This is a genomic window from Rhodopirellula halodulae (assembly GCF_020966775.1).
GTDB lineage: Bacteria > Planctomycetota > Planctomycetia > Pirellulales > Pirellulaceae > Rhodopirellula > Rhodopirellula halodulae.
In genome coordinates this window covers 449,334-466,528 of sequence record NZ_JAJKFV010000002.1, presented here as the reverse complement: position 1 = coordinate 466,528, position 17,195 = coordinate 449,334, and the positions used below count along the sequence as shown (strand labels likewise).

The following is a 17,195-nucleotide window of genomic DNA, read 5'->3' as shown; positions in this document are numbered from 1 at the left end:
CAGACTCATCGGTCCCCGACAACCGGTGCTAACGCACATCGGCTAAGTAATCTCTCGAGCTCTCATCCCTACAACGCCAAACCGCCCCGTAGCTGGATTCGTCAAGAATCCGGACCATGGTCGCAAAGCCCGTAGCCAAATTCGTCAAGAATTCGGCCCCCAAAGTAGAACAGTTGTCCCCAACTGTTCCGCAACCAACCCCACCCCGCCTCTGAACGCTCCCACTCAAAACGGGCTCCGCCCAAGTAGCCGATCGGCCTTAGCCGCGGTTGGCCGGTACTTACCAAACCTCCACCGCACCACCGAGCGACCTGACGCTCCCGAACACCACCCCGCGTCCACACAAATCGCCGCCCACTGACTCCAGCCCGCAACTCATTTCTCGAACCCATGTCAAATTAGGTGGAGTTTTCCGGCTGAGATGTCGATGACGAAACCAGGCAAATCATTCAAGTCCTTTGATTGCCTCATTTTTGGTCCCCCACCTGTTCGAGACACGGATTGTCCCGATGAAAACCTCCTGTGCTGTCGTGTTGACCCTGGTCTGTTTGTTTGCGACCACTGGTTGTGTAGGCCCCATGTGGAATGCCTGTCGACCATGCGGTCCTGGCGTCGGATGCGATGGAGGTTGCGGGGACGGATGCGGAGCCTGCGACGGTTGCGGCGAACTGTACATCGACCCCTGGATCAACGAACCCGCCGATTGCTACGACCCGTGTGATTCGTGCGGCAACTTCAACGGCCAATCCTGCGGGAAGTGTCGAGCCGTCTTCACGGGCATCAAGAGCATCTGGGGATACAAATGCGACGATGGTTGCAGCACCGGATGTGACAGCTGTGCGGGTGGACGGCCACTGTTTCCGCCAGCCGACTTGGGCGGATGCGATTCTTGCGGCGGATGTGACTCCTGCTCCGGTGCAACGATGGGGCATTCGACCGACGGTGTGATCTTGCACGAAGGCGAATCCATCATCAGTCAAAACGTTCACGGCCAAACCAACACCGTCGCCGCTCGCACAGTTAAGAACCGACGTTCGGCACCCGCTCGCCAGATCTACCAAACCAGGTCGCTTAAAGGCCCCCAGCCAACCCTGGCCTACTAACGCGTCGCCGCACCAAGCCTGCCCAACCCCGTAGCCGAACGGCCTTAGCCGCGGTTGGCCGGTGCCTACCAAACCTTCGCGACATGATTGACCGACACAACGCTCCCGAGCGACACGCAGCACCCATGTCGTAGCTCGCTCCTCTCGGTTTGGCCGACAGACTCGCCAGTCCCCGACAACCGGTGCTAACGCACATCGGCTAAGTAGTCTCTCGAGCTCTCATTCCTACATTGCCAAACCGCCCCGTAGCCGAACGGCCTTAGCCGCGGTTGGCCGGTGCCTACCAAACCTTCGCGACATGATTGACCGACACGACGCTCCCGAGCGACACGCAGCACCCATGTCGTAGCTCACTCCTCTCGGTTTGGCCGACAGACTCGCCAGTCCCCGACAACCGGTGCTAACGCACATCGGCTAAGTAGTCTCTCGAGCTCATCTCCCTACATCGCCAAACCCCGTAGCCGGATTCGTCAAGCATCCGGACCATGGTCGCAAAAGCCCGTAGCCGAATTCGCTAAGAATTCGGACCTCAGAGTAGAACAGTTGTCCCCAACTGTTCCACAACCAACGCCACCCCGCCGCCGAATGTTCCTACTCAAAACGGACTCCGCCTCCAAGGCACCTCGCTCACCAACGGAACCTTCAACTCTCAATCCCAGCTACTGCCGCAGCATCCCGCTCACAAAAATCACCTGCCAATCGCACCCATTCACGGCAGCGATCTTTGCCGCCTCGCGCTCACTCCGCACAAACACTCGCACGTCTGCCGGATCGACTGACGCAAGATCCAAATCACCCAGCCCGCGCCACTCCTTTTCAGATTGCCATTCGCCATCTCGGCCGGCGGACTGAAACAAAAACCGATCTTCTTCGGCCATCGCATCTCTTTCAAAAGCCCTTCCGTAAACCACCGGCTTCAATCCGCAATCGATCGCAGCACGCCGCCGGATCGCGATTCCATACGGCTCGTAATCCCAACGAGACACATGCGATCGAAACGTTCGCCGACGCAGCAACTCCGGCAACGGCACCGCCGAAAAGCAAACCACGCGGTGCGTCTGTTTCGACGTTGTCGCTCCCGAGATCAGACGACGCATCCTCACAATCCGTCGCAGCGTATCCAACGGCTCACGCGAAGCCGCCTCATCCGAACCCAGCAACATCTCATCGCGGTATTGCGACCACGACTGTCCCGGCCAAGGCCCATCGCAACGCCGAGTGCAATGCACCAACCATTCCTCGTCGTTCCAATTCAACGAGTTAGCCTCCAACCCACTCTCACGCTTGCCAGCCTGCTCTCGCTCGCGTTCAAGGTCCTCCGTTGACCGAGGCAGAAAACGTCCCAACGCACCGGCGGCCAACAATCGTTTGGCTGCTTTCGCATCCTCCATCGCCACTCGCACACCGAACGGGTCCACCTCCAATCGCTTCAGCACGGCCCGTTCAATCTTGCCACCTCGGCGCAGGTGCAACACATCCATTCGGTCGGCCAACGCGACGATCCATTCGTCTCGTTCCATGCAAAGCCGCATTCGGTCGTTCGGTGGAAGCAACCGCTCCAACGACGTGTCATCCGGATTTATCCGAACCAGCGGCACATCGAACGTGCTCGCCGCATGAGTCACCCAAGGGTCGGCAGCCGACTTCACCACGGTGGCCACCGATTGTCGTCGCTGCCGAGCATCCATCATGGACGCCGCCAATTGCCGGGCCATCGCCCGATGTCGAACCGGACGATTGCCCAATCGGCTGCTGACCGGAGCCAACACAGGTTCGTTGCCGAAACCCATGCCCCGCCAAAATTCGCCCACGGTCTCCGGCGTCCAACGCTCGGCCACTTCGGGCAACAACTGGTGCAGACGATTCCAACGCCGGGTCGCCAAGTCAGTCAGAGTCGCCAATTCAACTCGTTCGGCGGCCCTGCATGCACCGGAAGCCGGTGACTGCATCGCGGGCGAATGATTCGTTGGAACCGAATCGCTGCGATGGGCCAAATCACGCCGAGGGGAGGGAACGTCAGGTCGCATGGCGAATTCAGTTCGAGAGAAGCCGAGCGTACACGTCAGCCCGCAAGCAGGCGTACACATGTCCACGTTAGCAGTTTTCCGGTTCCGAATCCGCAAGCGTCGTCAAAACGAATCCTCAAGGAATGAAAATCCAGAGAAAACCCGCCTTGAATCGCCGCCGAGCAGTAGCTAACATTCGCCCCACACGAGTCGAAACCGGCTCGCAATCCCCTGTAGCTCAGTTGGTAGAGCAGGCGGCTGTTAACCGCCTTGTCACAGGTTCGAGTCCTGTCGGGGGAGCTTTTTGAAAAACTACGGAACTTCAACCGTATAGTTAACGCCCGCAGAGCCGAGAAATGGCCGGTGGGCGTTGTTCGTTTTGGCCCCGATTTTCGCGGCACGACGCGATAATCGTCCTCGCTCTCAAGTTCTCGCGCGTCCGCGATCGAACTTCTCTCGGGCGGGCGGGAAACCCAAGATTACGCCGGAACCCCTGCAAATACCGGTGTGAGATCTCATTCTCTCTGTTTCACTGAGCCACCAGGGTTAACGCCTGATCTCTCTTTGATGCTGCCCAACGGACTCCGCGAAGAGTCGCCCTTATAACCTCTCTTGAATCGGCAGAGAGGTTCGCGCGCGAACTTTTGCACCTACGCGCGAACCGCTCCTCAGCGGGGATCTCTCTCCAAAAACCCTTGGCTCGCGCGCGAACTCTCTGTTGGCCAAATCTCACGCCGAATATGCCACGTTCGCACCGTTAAGAAACGTCGACGTCGGGTAGGTCAAAAGCGTCCGGACGGAACGTCATCTGGATCTTGCATTCATCGTGCTTGTAGACGATCTGCTCGAAGACCTTGGGCAAAGTCTCGAGCTGTTCTTTCTCCGGCATCTGTGCAAAGTGCTCGCGGAATCGATGCGGTATCTGGCCATCCATACCGTCAATGTCTGCCAACGATTGAACAAGCATTTGTTCGAGGTCGTGCACTTTGACACTCACACCAGGACACGGAGGCCGACCGCCCGATTCGCTGCGGCAGCGGTAGTAGCGATACAGCACTTTTCCAGTAGCGTCGAGCTTGCGCTGCGAAGTGCTGGTCGACATCGGACGGTTGCAAGATCCACAGATCACAACACCCGTCAAATACACAGGCGGCAACGCGTTGCGGCTTGCACTCGTTTGTGTGCGTCGCTTCTTCAGATGTCGCTGCGCAGCTTCAAAGGTATCCTTCGAAACCATTGCTTGATGCGAACCGGGCAGCGTCGAGTCTCCGTTACGTATCTCACCGGCGTACACCGGGTTGTTGAGTAAGTCGCGAATCCTCCCGCTGTTCCAACTCCCAATCTTGCCTTTTCCGTCTGGCCAACGCCTCAAGTTCGCAAGCGCCGCGATCGAGCTCGGTGTTGCGCCGTCAGCCGCCAATTGAAAGATCTCGCGAACAATCACTGCCTCTTCAATATCCTGAACCAACTGCTTCGTTGATGGATCGGCGCGGTATCCAAACGGTGCCGGTCCCGCCACGCGTTTGCCCTTCGACTTCAGCACCGCGCGTGAATCGGCCATGCGTTCCCGAGTCATCTCGAGTTGAAACTCGCTGGCCGCTGCCACGATATTGCTGGACAGTCGACTCGCCGCCGACAAACCAAAGTTCGGATCGGTGACGACAATCAAATCCACTTCATAGCGATCAAACAGTTCCATCAGTTGGGCAGTCACGTGGAGTTTGCGTGACAATCGATCTGCACGATCCACGATCAGTCGTCGAATCACGCCCAGCTCAATCTGCTCGATCAGTCGAGACATCGCAGGCCGATCCAGCGTTTCGCTCGAACCACCATCATCGGCGAAGACTTCTTTGATCTCCCAGCTGAACGCCTCGGCGGTGTCACGACAGATGGCTGCTTGCACTTCACAGGAACCAAGCACACTCTCGTTCGGACGAGACTTCCGCGCATAGATGGCCGTGACCGCGGGCGAATGCATAAGGAATGGTTCCAGAAACAGTGTGGATGCAATCGAGTCGCATGTAATGAGAATCGTATTTTAGCGGAGGCTGTTTCAGATCACAGAGCGTGACGTAGATCGCCGTTTTGCTTCCTATAAAATCAGCTTGCCTTGTACGGAATTCTGCCGTACACTTAAGAGGCTGTAACAATCCGATTTCGGGAAATAGCGATGGAAACCAAATCCGCCCGCATTGAGACACGACTCTCCACTGAGCAGAAGGCGCTTATTGAGCGCGCTGCAGCCTATCTTGGGCGCAGTGTGTCCGATTTTGTGCTGGGCAACGCGGAACAAGCTGCCAAGGCGGTTATTGAAGAGCACGAGCGGGTTCAGCTTGACCGAACCCAGAGCCGTATGCTTGTCGATGCACTTCTATCACCACCGTCACCAAACAAAGAGCTGCGAGCTGCCGCGAAGGAACATCGCAAGAAGGTGACAAGTCGGTGAGCGAATACGTTTGCGAGGCACTCACCAAAAAGCACAATCGAAAAGACTTTGATTGCGGCGTCGATGTTCTCAACGACTACTTGGTGCGATTCGCTAGCCAAGACGTCAACCGGAAAGTGGCCGCAGTTATCGTTTTCACGGCGTCGGGGGAACCCAATCGTGTCGTCGGCTACTACACACTTTGCGCAACATCGGTGGAACTGAGGGGCCTGCCCGAGGAAGCAGTTAAGAGTTTACCTCGCTATCCACAGGTACCCGGAATTTTGATCGGGCGTTTAGCCCGCGATGTAGGGCATCCAGGACTTGGGCGATTGCTCCTCGCAGACGCCTTATCACGTTGTGCCCGATCGGCGAAAGAGATCGCCGCCGCGGTTGTCGTCGTTGATGCGAAAGACAAATCGGCCGCGGATTTCTATTCGAGATTCGGATTCATCTCGCTACTGAAGATGAAGTCCCATCTATTCCTGCCGATGGAAACCGTGCAAAAACTCTATTCATCTTGAATTGTGAAGTGATGCCCATCACCTTGCAGTCGATTGAGCGTCCGCAATGCAACGGAGTCACGAACAATGAGTGAGTATCAGTACATCCACTTCGCCGCGGTGGATAAGCCGTTGAACGACAAGCAACTCGAATACATGCAGGACCAGTCGACGCGGGCAGAGGTCACACGTTGGAGCTTTCAGAACGAGTACCACTACGGTGACTTTCGCGGCGATGCACTTGAGATGATGCGGCGTGGGTACGACGTGCACCTGCACTACGCAAACTTCGGGATTCGCAAGCTGATGTTCCGGCTGCCATTTGGATTGCCGATGCAACAGAAACAATTCAACGAGTACGCGATGAAGTATCGCATTGAATGGAAGAAAGACAAACGCGGAAAGGGAGGCGTGCTGTCAATCCAGCCCGATGGTGACGCTGGAACCTACGCCGAAGACTATTTCGAATTCGACCATCTTACGGAGCAGCTACCGAGAATTCGCGAAGCCTTGATGGCTGGCGATATCCGGGCGTTCTATCTAGGTTGGCTTGCTTTCAACTGGGATGAAGATGACCTCGAACCACCCGTACCTGCTGGACTGAAAAGCTTACCGGCTGAGCTCGCTGAGTTTGCCGACTTCTATCAAATTGATCGTGATTTACTTGCCGCGGCCAGCACCCAATCTTCTGATGCGACCAACCGCCCTAGTGACGGAGAAGCGAGTTTCGACGCGTGGCTGACCGAGCAATCTCGTGGCGATCTTCAAAAGCTCATGCGGCGAGTCCTTGAAGGAGATGCAGTCGCTGTTCGAGCCGAGTCGTTAGCCGCCATTCGAAACGCTTCCGGCATGGAGACGTGGCCAACAACGGAGGGCACTCGAACGCTTGCCGAGCTTCGAGAACAAGCCTCTGCAGAATCCGACCAAAGAAAGAAACGAGAGCTGGCCGCTGAGCAACGCAAACTGAAGAAACGCCTTGCGAAAATACGCGAAGATCCATCTGCAGCGATATCGGAAGCGGAAAAGCTGATCCAAAAGCGGTCGACAACCAGTTACCAGCAAGCAGCAAAGTTGCTGTCAGAACTCCGAGTTGCGATCGGTGGTGAAAAAGGTGAACGCCTTGCGAACGACGCGGCCGAGAGAATCGTGAAGAAGCATCCCACGCTTCATCACGTCAAACGAGCCTTTAAAGATGAAGGCTTGAACTACAAGTAAATCCAATTCAAGCGGGGATCGTGACCGAGTCACATTCGGGCCGATCGGATCGCCGATTGAAGTCTCAAACGTACCCCATCGAAAAAACTAACTCGCGGCTTTAGTGGACCGGGGCCTTCTCTTGATCGCTGATAACACTGCTTCAATGCGGGAATGGTGCTTCCGCTGTAAACTTGGCTGTCAGAAACAGGCCCAGGCGGTTTTGAGAAATCTGAGTTATCAGTGAATGCGGGACCAGGCGAAGATTGCCAAAGGGATGCTCGGCAGACTAGACCAATTCAGTCAGTCTGCTTGGTGCAACGTGCCTGGAATTGCCTCAGTAGGTCAGCGTTCGTCAGGACCTTCCAGACGGGATGCTCGGCGGTGAGAACAGAGGACAACGCTGACGGCTCAATCATGCTTGCGGTCACGTTCCGCTGTTCGAGACGCACTTCATTGACAACATTGTCACCGGTTTGGATGAGCTTGTCGTTTGGAATACGAATGGCGGTAGCTGGTTCACTCACGACAATTCGGTTGCGATGAATGCGGACTGGTCCACTGAGTTGATTGGATCCTGATGAGTCGCGAGGGTGGATGATCCGGATGGCGGATGCGGTTCCTTTGGCGATGAGGATGTTGCCATCAATGTCCAGATTTCCGACCACCGCTTGCTGGTGATTTCGGCTGTAAAGACAGTGCCCTTCGTTCGCAATCCAGTTGCCGCGGACCACGCAGTCAGCAGCGACTTGCATGGCACTGTCATTCGTGCTCCAAATCACATTCTCTTCGACTCGATTCACCGTCCGTCCTGACGCACCATAGACGGTGATTGCGGGATAGTTGGTGTTATGGATCACATTGCGTGCGACCAAATTGCCGTAGCTGCCTTGCTTGATCTCGATCCCATCTCCTTGACTGATTTCGGGAGCGTCCAAGTGATGAATGTAATTCTCGCTCACCTCGGAATCATGGAAGATGGCCGATCCATTGTTGCCGCCCAGATAGAACGCCTCGCCGTGTCCCGCGGTGTGATGAATGTGGTTCCGGCGAAAGATCATCCCGGAATAGTCGTCGCCTGGATGGTTGCAGGTGACCGCAACACCATTGATGTGGTGGATGTGCATCTCCTCCACTGTGATCGCTTTGGCCGGATGGTTTGTTGTGCCGCGGATTCTGATCCCAGCCGCACCAGCGGTGATCGACAAACCTCGAAGGGTTAGATATTGAGCTCCTTCGAGGTTGAATGTGTTCTGCCGGGCATCGGGTCGGCGAAACACCACCTCAGCACCCCCCATTGCTTGGATGACAATTGGACTGGCTGGTGTGCCGCGGTGCGAAAGCACCAGCCGCCTTGAATCGCTGTAGATACCAGATTGCAGCGACACAGTGTCACCGGGTTGCAGAGCGTCTCCGTTGAGTAGCGAGAACCAGTCATCATCTGGTCCCACGTTGAAACGTTCGGCGCGCAAGTCTGCTGCCAAACCGCCTGCAGCCAGACAACCAAGTAGCAGCGTCTGAAGCAAAACTTTCATCACGAAACCAACTTCCAAGCCAGCATGAACCAATTGACATCTTTGGCGTTGTCGCTGAGATCAGCGGACTGAACGCAATGAAAAATCGAACATTGTCATTGCCGAATCAAAACGCTTTGTGGCAATGCATTCTCGTATTGCATACAACGCAACGTTCATGGAGTGCTCCTCGAATTGGAATCGACGACCCTATAGAAAATGTAGGACTCAAGGTTTCTCTCTGTGGTACCGAGCGGTCGATGGACGCGATCGGCGAGGCATTTCGAGAAGCGTCCTTGCTCGTGATGCGTCTACCACGAAGAGATCCGCTCAGCTTCCCAGGTCGTAGCAAAGCACTTGTTTGTCATTGCGAACATAGATCCGTGAGCCGACGTAAGCGGGAGCACTCCAGACAACTTTTCGTCCAAAAGCGACTCCCGCCGGCTCGATCAAATGCGTTCGATCGATCTCACGAAACCCTTTCGGACTGAGGTCCGCCAATACCAGGTCGCCTTGTTCTGTAAAGAGAGCGTAGCGGTCATCGCCCTGCGGTGAGATAAGAAACGCCGTGCCCGTTTGCACCGGTCGCTCGGCGAGTGGCAACGCCGTTTCCCAGAGGCGTTCCCCCGAAGGCAGTTCTGCTCCGATGAAGGTTCCTTTTTGGTCGAATCCGTAGAGCATGTTGCCTTCAACCATGGGCTGGACATTCACGGGAGCGATTGCTTGACGATGAAGGTCTTGCCAAACGACTTTGACGGTTGGTTGATCCATTGCCAATTCCAACAGCAAATTCTTGTTCGAGTAGCCTGCCAGGTACAGGTAGTGCTTGCCTTCAATGGTGGTCGTCACGGGTGACATGATGATCGAACCGTTGGTTGCCTCGTATGGCACCGACCAGTACTCGTCCCCGGTGTCAGGATTCAGACTAGAAACCCAATCCTTGCTTGCCGTGATCAACTGCCGAGTGCCGCCCGTCTGGATCAACGTGGGCGGGACGTATCCTTGTTCGCTTGCGGAGCCGTATCGCCAGATCTCTTCGCCGGTCGATTTGTTAAAGGCAACGGTGTGAGTCCCGTCTCCGCCGACCACACAGACCAATTTGTCACCGTCAATCAATGGATGGCTTGCATAGCCCCACAAAGCAGCCTTGGTCTTGTATTCCTGGGGAAGCTTTTTGTTCCATCGAATGTCTCCCGACTGGACATCGAAACAATACAAGTCGCCTTCTGCACCAAGCGTATAAACACGATCCTCTTCAACGGTCGGTGTCACACGCGGGCCGGCGGGATAGGAGATGGTGTAGGAGACCGGATAGCTGAAGCTCCATTTTTCGGTTCCGGTGGCTGCGTCCAGACACCGAACTCTTTCGACACCCGTCACATTTTTGCGTTCGAAGTTGGTGACCGTGTTGTCATCATTCGTTTGATAGTCTGTCAGGAACAGGGATTCGCCAACCACTGCCGGTCCGGAGTATCCACCGGCAGCATCAGCTTCCCAGACGAGTTTGGGCTTCGTCGATTGAAAGTCTTCGGGCAGTTGGACGTTTGAGGGGCGGTTATCACGTGAGTCGCCCATCCATCCTGACCACTGAGCTGAAACGTTGGCACCTGGTAGCCACGCGGCAGCCAAGAGCCAACTTGCAACAAGCGTTGCTGATGAACGCCAACAACAAGATTTCGAATGCGACATGGGTTTCATTTCTGGTGAGTAGTATCGAGCTTCAACGTGTGCGAACCTCGAGCTTTTGATCTCTTCGGTGAAGACGATTCTAACTGCTCGGCCAATGCGTCGGGTCTCGCCTTGTGCTTGCGATGTGACTCTTCGGCTGCAATTCGTTGATGGCGGTGAGAAGGCAATCGTCAATCGATGCCGTCGATCGGGTCTTTGTTGGACGTTGAGGTGCCAGCACTGGCATCGGCAGAGTCACGTTCGGCAGCTACGATTCTGGCTCAAGGTTTTGTGCTGGATCAAAGGGATGCGATAGATGCTCGATTGGATCAAAGTTGCTGGAAAGCTGGCGTACGATCGACCGACTCGTGAACGCTTGTTGGGATACCGGCCGGTCGCGATCTGCTTGATCCAATCTTTGGAGCGGGATGCGTATCTGTTCGTTCAACCGGCGGCTGGGCGAAACGTTTGGATGCCACCGCAGGAAGGCATCGCACCCAATGTGTCGGTCGAAGAAGCCACGGAACGGTGTTTGGACATCGAATTGGGGATTAGTCGCAAACAAATGCACTTCCGGCGTTCGACGTGGTTGGGACGCAAATCTATCCCCGAGAGAGAAGGCAGTCGGGATGTGGAGTTTTCTATCCGTCCGATGCAGGGCAAAGCTTACTACGGTACGCTCAGCAAGGTTGCCGAGGACACGCCTGTCACCTGCAACCCCGCTGAGGTGTCTGCGCACCAGTGGATGACGGTTGATCAGGTTCGCAATTGCTTGGCAGACAATTCAGCTCGAAAGCAGGAGCTTTTGCGAGTGTTGTTTGCCAAGCTCGTTCAGGTCGAGCTATGAGAACGCGTGAAGCTCTCTGGAAATGAGATCTGCGTGATTGAGCCGATCACTCAAAGAGCCGGGCCTGTGGCTCATCCATCGACCGCAAACGATCGGGTCGAGCACCGGCTTTCAGTGTTTCGACGAATTCTCGAATTTCGCCTTCGTAAGAAAACCACTTGGGCGTGAACTGTAAGGGAGCTTCTGTTTTCGTTGACGGAAGCTGCAAGTCTGGTAGGCGTGCACGTTGGAACTGCCGGTTCCACTCACGCTCCTTCTCACGGGCTTCCTCTTCGGGCAGCGGTTCCGCATGTTCGATACGAAGGCGAAACGGGCATCCGGATTGAAGTTGAGTGCGTCGCCGACGAATGTTGGTGGACCGTCCAATCTTGACGTACTTTCTGCCGTCGATTTCGCACGTGAAGAAATAGACGCCAGCGTTGCTCAAGACGGTTCTCTCGCAGATGGAAAAAGCAGTACGTGCATCACTGTGCCAGTAAATTCGGCGTCGCGAAAGTCCCACCCGGGAGGAAGCTCCATGGGATGGTCTTGAGGTCAGACATTGCCTCTGGTGAATCTCTGGTATGCGAGACTCGTGACGTGCCGGATGGAGGATGTTCCAATTTCGGTGCTGCTGGAAAGCTTTTGGTACTCCACTCGATTGCTGGTTCTTGAGTCGAATATGAATCGAACGCGGCTGTTCCGAACCAACCTACGTGTCCCGCGCTGGAACAAGGGCAATCGTCCGAACGAAACCAATCTCATGAGTGTCCGTGTTTTTCACCGCGTTTCCGATCAGCATCCAAAGAGCATTTGATGGCCAAAAGAATCAACGTCTTGTTCGTTTGCAGCAAAAATCAGTGGCGAAGCCCGACGGCCGAAGCGGTCTATCGTGACGATCCGCGAGTGGCGGTTCGGTCTCGAGGCACCGCGAGGTCCGCCAAGCAGACGATTCACGCCGCCGATCTCGCTTGGGCGGATCTCGTGCTGGTGATGGAATACAAGCATCGCCGTCGTTTGCTCGCGGACTTCCCCGGTGAGACCAAGTTCCTACCAATCGAAGTCCTGCACATTCCAGACGACTACCAGTTCATGGACCCGGAGTTGATGGAGCTAATCCGTTCCTCCGCCGATCCATTCATTGACGCGGCGATTACGAAGGCTTGAACACAACCAGCGTGTGGTCTTCTCCCACAAGCTCTTCATTGATGATCGAACTGATTGTATCCCAATCACCACCAGCCAAACCGGCACCGAGCATTGGGTATCCGATTCGTTTACGCTTGAAGTCAGATCTCACTTTGCGAAACACGTTTCGGATCGCGTCGTAGTCGGCTTTTACGCCGGCGCCACGATAGTTGAACTGCGTGTACGCGTTTACGACGGTGAGTCGATGATCGTCGATCGATACATCGGCTGATGAATAAGAGCCCAACTTCTCACGGCTCCCTTTCTCGGTTGCCAAATCTGCTTCATACGCTGCTGGAAATCGGTCGCGGATAGCCTTTGCGATGCCTGCCCCCATCGTGCAAAAACAATTGCATCCGTGAATGATCAGGTCGAAACGGCCCTCGCCAGCAAATCTCAGTAGGTCACCTTCGATTCTGTTCACGATTTAATACTCCGAATGGCATGATCGGACACAGCTTTCACGATGGCTTGGGGGTCGCAATCGTACAAGTCGGCTCCTCCAAACGGATTCAGCTCAAGTAGACGGCACTTATCGTCCACCTCGCAAATGTCCAGGACGTAGACCGGCGATGGCGGTTCCATGGAGGATGCGATCTCCTCAGCCAAGTCGAGAGCATTCGAGTCCTCGCCTGCCGATGATGCACGCCGTGTTTCCGCGTCGTAGCTGCTGCCAGCAATCACTTGTCCATCAACGATAACAAACCGCCACTCGCGTCCAATGTTGGCGACCGGCGCGACAATAACCGGAAGCGTTTCGTCTTCGTAGTAGAACCCATGGTCGAGTGCCTTGAGGGAAATCGAATCTACATCCAGCACGCGACCGCTGAAAGGTTTGAGGGGGCTGTCTGGTCGAACAAAGACACGATCAGTGCAACCAATCGAGCTAGCGACGTCGGCAGCACTGGCGACCAAGTCATTCGCCGGCACACAACGCCAATCGCGATGAAGCAACCAGTTGCTTGCTCTCGGATACCAAGCTGTGCAGCAGAAGGCGTTCACTGGGCAAAACGAGCCGGGAGACCAACTCGTTTTCATCTCAATGACAGCCGCATTGCCAAGCGACCCATGGAAAACAACCGGCGTCTGCGTATCGAACTTGGGTGGTTCATCCAGCCACCAATCATCCCGTGACTCAACGATGCGATGCCCAGCATCATTGATCGCCCGGCGCAGCCTTGAGTGGGAAATAGGGAACACTTCGGATTCAAGAATCCAGACTATCGATGTCACAGTTAGTCTCGCCACGGAACGAATACTTCAGAAAAACTCGAAACGCCCGCGACGGATCTCTCCGCCGCGAGCGTTGTGCAATGCTACCCAATTGTCGCCGATCTAGCCGACGACGCGTGTCACCACGCCCGATCCGACGGTCTTGCCGCCTTCTCGGATGGCGAAGCGGTCACCGTCAGCGACCGCGATCGGTTGCTTCAGCGTGACTTTCAACTGCACGCCGTCGCCGGGCATCGCCATGTCGACTCCGCCCATCACGTTTGCGCTGCCGGTCACGTTCGTGGTTCGGAAGAAGAACTGAGGAGCATAGCCGTCAAAAAACGGCGTGTGCCGGCCTCCTTCCTCTTTCTTCAACACGTACACTTCGGCCTCGAATTCGTGATGCGGTGTCAATGTCCCCGCCTCCGCCAAGACTTGGCCTTTGGTGATCTCGTTGTGAGCCGTCTTGCGAAGCAACACGCCAACGTTGTCACCGGCATTCCCGACCTCCAAGACTTCGCCGAACGATTCCACTTGCGTGATCACATCCGTCGCGGTTGCGGATCTCAGTCCGAGGATCTCGACGCTGTCACCGGCGCGAACGATTCCCTGCTCAATCTTGCCAGTCACGACGGTACCGCGGCCGGCAATCGAGTAAACGTTCTCAATTGGCATCAAGAACGGCTTGTCGATCAAACGAACAGGATCAGGAATCCATCGGTCCAGAGCATCCAGCAACTGCTCAATGCACTCGATTGCCTTCGGATTCGTGGGGTCGTCATGAGCTTGCTTGGCCGAGCCGCGAATGACCGGAGTCTTTTCGCCGTCGTAACCGTACTCGCTGAGCAACTCACGCAAATCCAGTTCGACCAGCTCGAGCAATTCGGCGTCTTCGACCAGGTCGCACTTATTCATGAACACAACCAAGTGCGGCACGCCAACTTGTCGTGCCAGCAACAAGTGTTCGCGAGTCTGTGGCATCGGACCATCAGCTGCAGATACCAACAACACCGCGTCGTCCATTTGAGCCGCACCAGTGATCATGTTCTTGATATAGTCGGCGTGACCGGGACAGTCGATGTGGGCGTAGTTGCGAAGAGCCGTTTCGTACTTCACGTGCGAAGCGATCACGGTAACGGTCTTGTTCTTGTCACGAACAATGCCGCCCTTGGCGATCGATTCGTAAGACTTGTACTTGGCCAGTCCCTTCTCGGATTGAACGCGCAACAGGGCAGAAGTCAGTGTTGTTTTGCCGTGGTCGATGTGACCGATCGTGCCGACGTTGACCGACACCTTGCCATTTCGCGTCATTTCGTTCTGAACCATAGCTCGCAAACTCCTTGGTAAAGGAAACGTTTCGCACCGATCGCCAGCGGCCGAGGTGAGCAGCCTCGGCAACCTTTTTGCCCTGCGTGAGCGCCAGATGAACGGAAACGAAGAAACAGGAAAACGCCGTCAATCACGAACCGGCAATCCACAAAAAAAGCCCGCCAAGTGAATCACCAGGCGGGCTTTGCGAATCGTTTTGAACTTAGACTTCAACCACGACGCACCATCCCCGCCTCGCCGTCGAATGACGAGTCGGTCATTGATGATGTTGATGTTGTGGTGAAATTAGTCATTGGTTTTCCAGAATTGACGGACCGAAGCAGAGACACCTATGGGTGAGACTGGTTCGCTTTTTTTCGTAGTGGACGAGGCGACGAGTCCTAGCGTACGGGATTCGTCGCCTCATCCACTACCATTTCATCGCAGTCGCAATCGAACGAGCAGATCATTGAGTTCACCACGAGCCGACGGCATCTCGGGAAGCTTGCTGGCTTCAAAGGCCGCCTCAAGTTCGGTGGTGAGTCGCTCGTATTCTCGGGTGTGGAATTCCAGATCGGCAGCTTCAAGCGTTCCTTTCTCGGGGCCAGAACGCTTGCGGTCCACGAGTTCGTCGATGTACGAGAGCTTGGCCGACTCGTTTAGCGTGATCAGGTTGGCTTCCACCTCGCCAGTGCGCATCAGGTGGGTTCCCGTCAGCAGCACGCGATACACGTATAGCAGCGGCTTGACGCGCGGCGGCGACTCCTTGGCGAAAAGCTTCCACTGGGTCGCGGCAAACCCGAGGTAGTGATGTGCGTGGTGACGCGTGATGCAATTCTTGGCGATCGACTTGAGCTCCTCGTGCTCGGGCGTGCTGTACACCACCAGCGGCGAGAAGATTTGCTCAAGCACGTACCCGTTTCGCTTCAGCATCAATCGAAAGAACTTCTCCACGTCGTGCGTGACGAGATCGATTTCGAGGCCGTCGTAGATGCCCTCTTTCTCAACAGTCTGATCTCCTTCATCGAGTCCGACAACGGTCTCCAGTGGCAACATGTGAACGCCACGCAGATCGAAGTCGGAATCGGGTGAAGGGAAACCATAAAGATGGGCTCCACTAATGGTCGCGAAAAGCAGCGGGTATGGATGCGACTCGACGTGCTGCATCATCTTCGCGTGGTCAGTCGTGCTGGCATCGGTCATGGCAATGACTCTCCCATCGCTCGCCGGCGTGCGTCGACTAGGAATGCGTTGGCACGCTCGTAGTCGGGACGCTCTGGGAGCTTGGTTGTTTTGAACGCAGACTCAAAATCGTTTTGCAGTTCCTTCCGCCACGAGTCTGCTTCGGCGAACGGCATCTCACCTCGTTTGATCGTCAACAATTGACCTCGATACTGGCCAACGTCCACCATCATCTCGCCTGAACGCAAGACATGGGTTCCCGACAGCAGCAACCGAACCAAGTGCATCACGTGCTTCCACTTCACTCGCCCCTGATTGCGGATGTCGGTTTGCATCTTTTTGAACTGCGATGCAACGTACCCAGAGAACGTCTGGAAGATGAGCTTCGAGAGGAATGCAGATCGCATTTCGAGCAGTTCTTCGCCCAGCGAAGTCGCCGACTCAACGATTGGGGAATAGAGGCACTCGAGCACATTCGGGTTCGCCTTCAGTGCGAGAACGATAAACTTCTGCAGCTCCCAGTAAACCTCTTGCGTCTCATCGTTTTCTAGTTGCTCCGGAACCCCGAACAGCGACCAGTGCAGGTCAGCCGCCGGCAAGTAGATTCCACGGCGATCGGTATCCGACGCTTCGTCTTCCAAGCCGTAAGCCCGCGATCCGATCACACAGCGATAGATCACGCGATCGTACAAGCCCGAACTCATCAGCGGTGCGTCGTTATCACGGATGCTGTTGGATTTGAATTCCGCCAGTCGAACAAGTTGGTCGTGATGGATCGGAGCCTCGAAACCGTCACTGAACTTCACGCGGTACGCATGGGTGCGATCGACTGGCGACCGGACGATCACACCGACAGCGCCCGCCGGGTGCGCAATACGATCACCCGCCGCCATGACCTCTTTTTGAGCGACCACCTGCGTGCCGACACTGTAGATAAGCGAATGTTCCGTCACTGAAAGCTTCCCTATGGAGCGTGACACCTTGGAGTTGATTGGACGACACGAGAGAGACAAATTTTAGCTAGATGGGTTCTGCTGGAGCGAATCTCATTCGTCGGCCCGGG

Annotated in this window: 16 protein-coding genes and 1 tRNA gene; 7 read left to right on the top strand and 10 right to left on the bottom strand. The window is 55.6% G+C overall.

Translation table 11 applies throughout. The features are described from left to right. Window positions 1-509: 509 nt before the first annotated feature. Entirely contained in the window at window positions 510-1,103 is a 594-nt protein-coding gene (locus LOC70_RS02640) for a hypothetical protein (RefSeq protein ID WP_230251669.1), read from the top strand. 659 nt (window positions 1,104-1,762) lie between these two features. Here LOC70_RS02640 and LOC70_RS02635 read toward each other — a convergent pair. Then, complete coding sequence (locus tag LOC70_RS02635; RefSeq protein WP_230251668.1) at window positions 1,763-3,130, bottom strand: hypothetical protein; 1,368 nt, start codon at window positions 3,128-3,130, stop codon at window positions 1,763-1,765. Window positions 3,131-3,336: 206 nt separating this feature from the next. Between LOC70_RS02635 and LOC70_RS02630 the strand changes: the two genes are divergently transcribed. Next, window positions 3,337-3,409, top strand: a tRNA-Asn gene (locus tag LOC70_RS02630). A gap of 457 nt (window positions 3,410-3,866) precedes the next feature. Here LOC70_RS02630 and LOC70_RS02625 read toward each other — a convergent pair. Next, a complete protein-coding gene (locus LOC70_RS02625; RefSeq protein ID WP_230251667.1) occupies window positions 3,867-5,090 on the bottom strand; it encodes a recombinase family protein in 1,224 nt (407 codons plus the stop codon). A gap of 192 nt (window positions 5,091-5,282) precedes the next feature. Between LOC70_RS02625 and LOC70_RS02620 the strand changes: the two genes are divergently transcribed. The 3 genes from LOC70_RS02620 to LOC70_RS02610 all read left to right on the top strand — a co-directional run bounded on the left by LOC70_RS02620 (window position 5,283) and on the right by LOC70_RS02610 (window position 7,255). Further along, window positions 5,283-5,558 (top strand): type II toxin-antitoxin system TacA family antitoxin, encoded by a 276-nt coding sequence (locus tag LOC70_RS02620; protein WP_230251666.1) that lies wholly within the window; start codon window positions 5,283-5,285, stop codon window positions 5,556-5,558. Between the two features lie 116 nt (window positions 5,559-5,674). Then, the gene (locus LOC70_RS02615) at window positions 5,675-6,061 is read left to right on the top strand and encodes a hypothetical protein (RefSeq protein ID WP_230251665.1); all 387 of its coding nucleotides are present in this window, start codon (window positions 5,675-5,677) and stop codon (window positions 6,059-6,061) included. Between the two features lie 66 nt (window positions 6,062-6,127). After that, window positions 6,128-7,255 (top strand): hypothetical protein, encoded by a 1,128-nt coding sequence (locus LOC70_RS02610; protein ID WP_230251664.1) that lies wholly within the window; start codon window positions 6,128-6,130, stop codon window positions 7,253-7,255. A 278-nt stretch (window positions 7,256-7,533) separates the two neighbouring features. Here the strand turns inward: LOC70_RS02610 and LOC70_RS02605 are convergent, their stop codons facing one another. Beyond that, window positions 7,534-8,769, bottom strand: a complete 1,236-nt coding sequence (locus LOC70_RS02605; RefSeq protein WP_230251663.1) for a right-handed parallel beta-helix repeat-containing protein — start codon at window positions 8,767-8,769, stop codon at window positions 7,534-7,536. 309 nt (window positions 8,770-9,078) lie between these two features. Further along, window positions 9,079-10,437 (bottom strand): PQQ-binding-like beta-propeller repeat protein, encoded by a 1,359-nt coding sequence (locus tag LOC70_RS02600; protein ID WP_230251662.1) that lies wholly within the window; start codon window positions 10,435-10,437, stop codon window positions 9,079-9,081. Between the two features lie 295 nt (window positions 10,438-10,732). Between LOC70_RS02600 and LOC70_RS02595 the strand changes: the two genes are divergently transcribed. Continuing rightward, a complete protein-coding gene (locus tag LOC70_RS02595; protein ID WP_230251661.1) occupies window positions 10,733-11,263 on the top strand; it encodes an NUDIX domain-containing protein in 531 nt (176 codons plus the stop codon). 46 nt (window positions 11,264-11,309) lie between these two features. On the opposite strand, the gene LOC70_RS02590 is transcribed toward LOC70_RS02595, so the two are convergent. Next, on the bottom strand, window positions 11,310-11,690 hold the full coding sequence (locus LOC70_RS02590; RefSeq protein ID WP_230251660.1) for a GIY-YIG nuclease family protein: 381 nt from the start codon (window positions 11,688-11,690) through the stop codon (window positions 11,310-11,312). A 368-nt stretch (window positions 11,691-12,058) separates the two neighbouring features. Between LOC70_RS02590 and LOC70_RS02585 the strand changes: the two genes are divergently transcribed. Then, window positions 12,059-12,409 (top strand): low molecular weight protein tyrosine phosphatase family protein, encoded by a 351-nt coding sequence (locus tag LOC70_RS02585; RefSeq protein ID WP_230251659.1) that lies wholly within the window; start codon window positions 12,059-12,061, stop codon window positions 12,407-12,409. Here the strand turns inward: LOC70_RS02585 and LOC70_RS02580 are convergent. From LOC70_RS02580 to LOC70_RS02560, 5 genes are all read right to left on the bottom strand, one after another. Then, a complete protein-coding gene (locus LOC70_RS02580; protein WP_230251658.1) occupies window positions 12,396-12,854 on the bottom strand; it encodes a macro domain-containing protein in 459 nt (152 codons plus the stop codon). The genes LOC70_RS02585 and LOC70_RS02580 overlap by 14 nt on opposite strands. Continuing rightward, on the bottom strand, window positions 12,851-13,384 hold the full coding sequence (locus LOC70_RS02575; protein ID WP_390888979.1) for an ATP-grasp domain-containing protein: 534 nt from the start codon (window positions 13,382-13,384) through the stop codon (window positions 12,851-12,853). The genes LOC70_RS02580 and LOC70_RS02575 overlap by 4 nt, the downstream gene beginning before the upstream one ends. Before the next feature lie 381 nt (window positions 13,385-13,765). Beyond that, window positions 13,766-14,968: an elongation factor Tu gene (gene tuf, locus LOC70_RS02570; RefSeq protein WP_255715182.1), complete on the bottom strand. Its 1,203-nt coding sequence runs from the start codon at window positions 14,966-14,968 to the stop codon at window positions 13,766-13,768. Between the two features lie 420 nt (window positions 14,969-15,388). After that, a complete protein-coding gene (locus LOC70_RS02565; protein WP_230251657.1) occupies window positions 15,389-16,153 on the bottom strand; it encodes a nucleotidyltransferase domain-containing protein in 765 nt (254 codons plus the stop codon). Continuing rightward, the gene (locus LOC70_RS02560) at window positions 16,150-17,112 is read right to left on the bottom strand and encodes a nucleotidyltransferase domain-containing protein (protein WP_230251656.1); all 963 of its coding nucleotides are present in this window, start codon (window positions 17,110-17,112) and stop codon (window positions 16,150-16,152) included. Before LOC70_RS02560 ends, LOC70_RS02565 begins: the two co-directional genes overlap by 4 nt. Window positions 17,113-17,195 lie beyond the last annotated feature (83 nt).

What these genes read in the sequence shown, in the direction of transcription:
- LOC70_RS02625 (WP_230251667.1), bottom strand. Translation starts at nt 5,090, where the DNA reads ATGCATTCGCCCGCGGTCACGGCCATCTATGCGCGGAAGTCTCGTCCG.
- LOC70_RS02610 (WP_230251664.1), top strand. Translation starts at nt 6,128, where the DNA reads ATGAGTGAGTATCAGTACATCCACTTCGCCGCGGTGGATAAGCCGTTG.
- tuf (WP_255715182.1), bottom strand. Translation starts at nt 14,968, where the DNA reads ATGGTTCAGAACGAAATGACGCGAAATGGCAAGGTGTCGGTCAACGTC.
- LOC70_RS02635 (WP_230251668.1), bottom strand. Translation starts at nt 3,130, where the DNA reads ATGCGACCTGACGTTCCCTCCCCTCGGCGTGATTTGGCCCATCGCAGC.
- LOC70_RS02565 (WP_230251657.1), bottom strand. Translation starts at nt 16,153, where the DNA reads ATGACCGATGCCAGCACGACTGACCACGCGAAGATGATGCAGCACGTC.
- LOC70_RS02605 (WP_230251663.1), bottom strand. Translation starts at nt 8,769, where the DNA reads ATGAAAGTTTTGCTTCAGACGCTGCTACTTGGTTGTCTGGCTGCAGGC.
- LOC70_RS02640 (WP_230251669.1), top strand. Translation starts at nt 510, where the DNA reads ATGAAAACCTCCTGTGCTGTCGTGTTGACCCTGGTCTGTTTGTTTGCG.
- LOC70_RS02585 (WP_230251659.1), top strand. Translation starts at nt 12,059, where the DNA reads ATGGCCAAAAGAATCAACGTCTTGTTCGTTTGCAGCAAAAATCAGTGG.
- LOC70_RS02595 (WP_230251661.1), top strand. Translation starts at nt 10,733, where the DNA reads ATGCTCGATTGGATCAAAGTTGCTGGAAAGCTGGCGTACGATCGACCG.
- LOC70_RS02620 (WP_230251666.1), top strand. Translation starts at nt 5,283, where the DNA reads ATGGAAACCAAATCCGCCCGCATTGAGACACGACTCTCCACTGAGCAG.
- LOC70_RS02600 (WP_230251662.1), bottom strand. Translation starts at nt 10,437, where the DNA reads ATGTCGCATTCGAAATCTTGTTGTTGGCGTTCATCAGCAACGCTTGTT.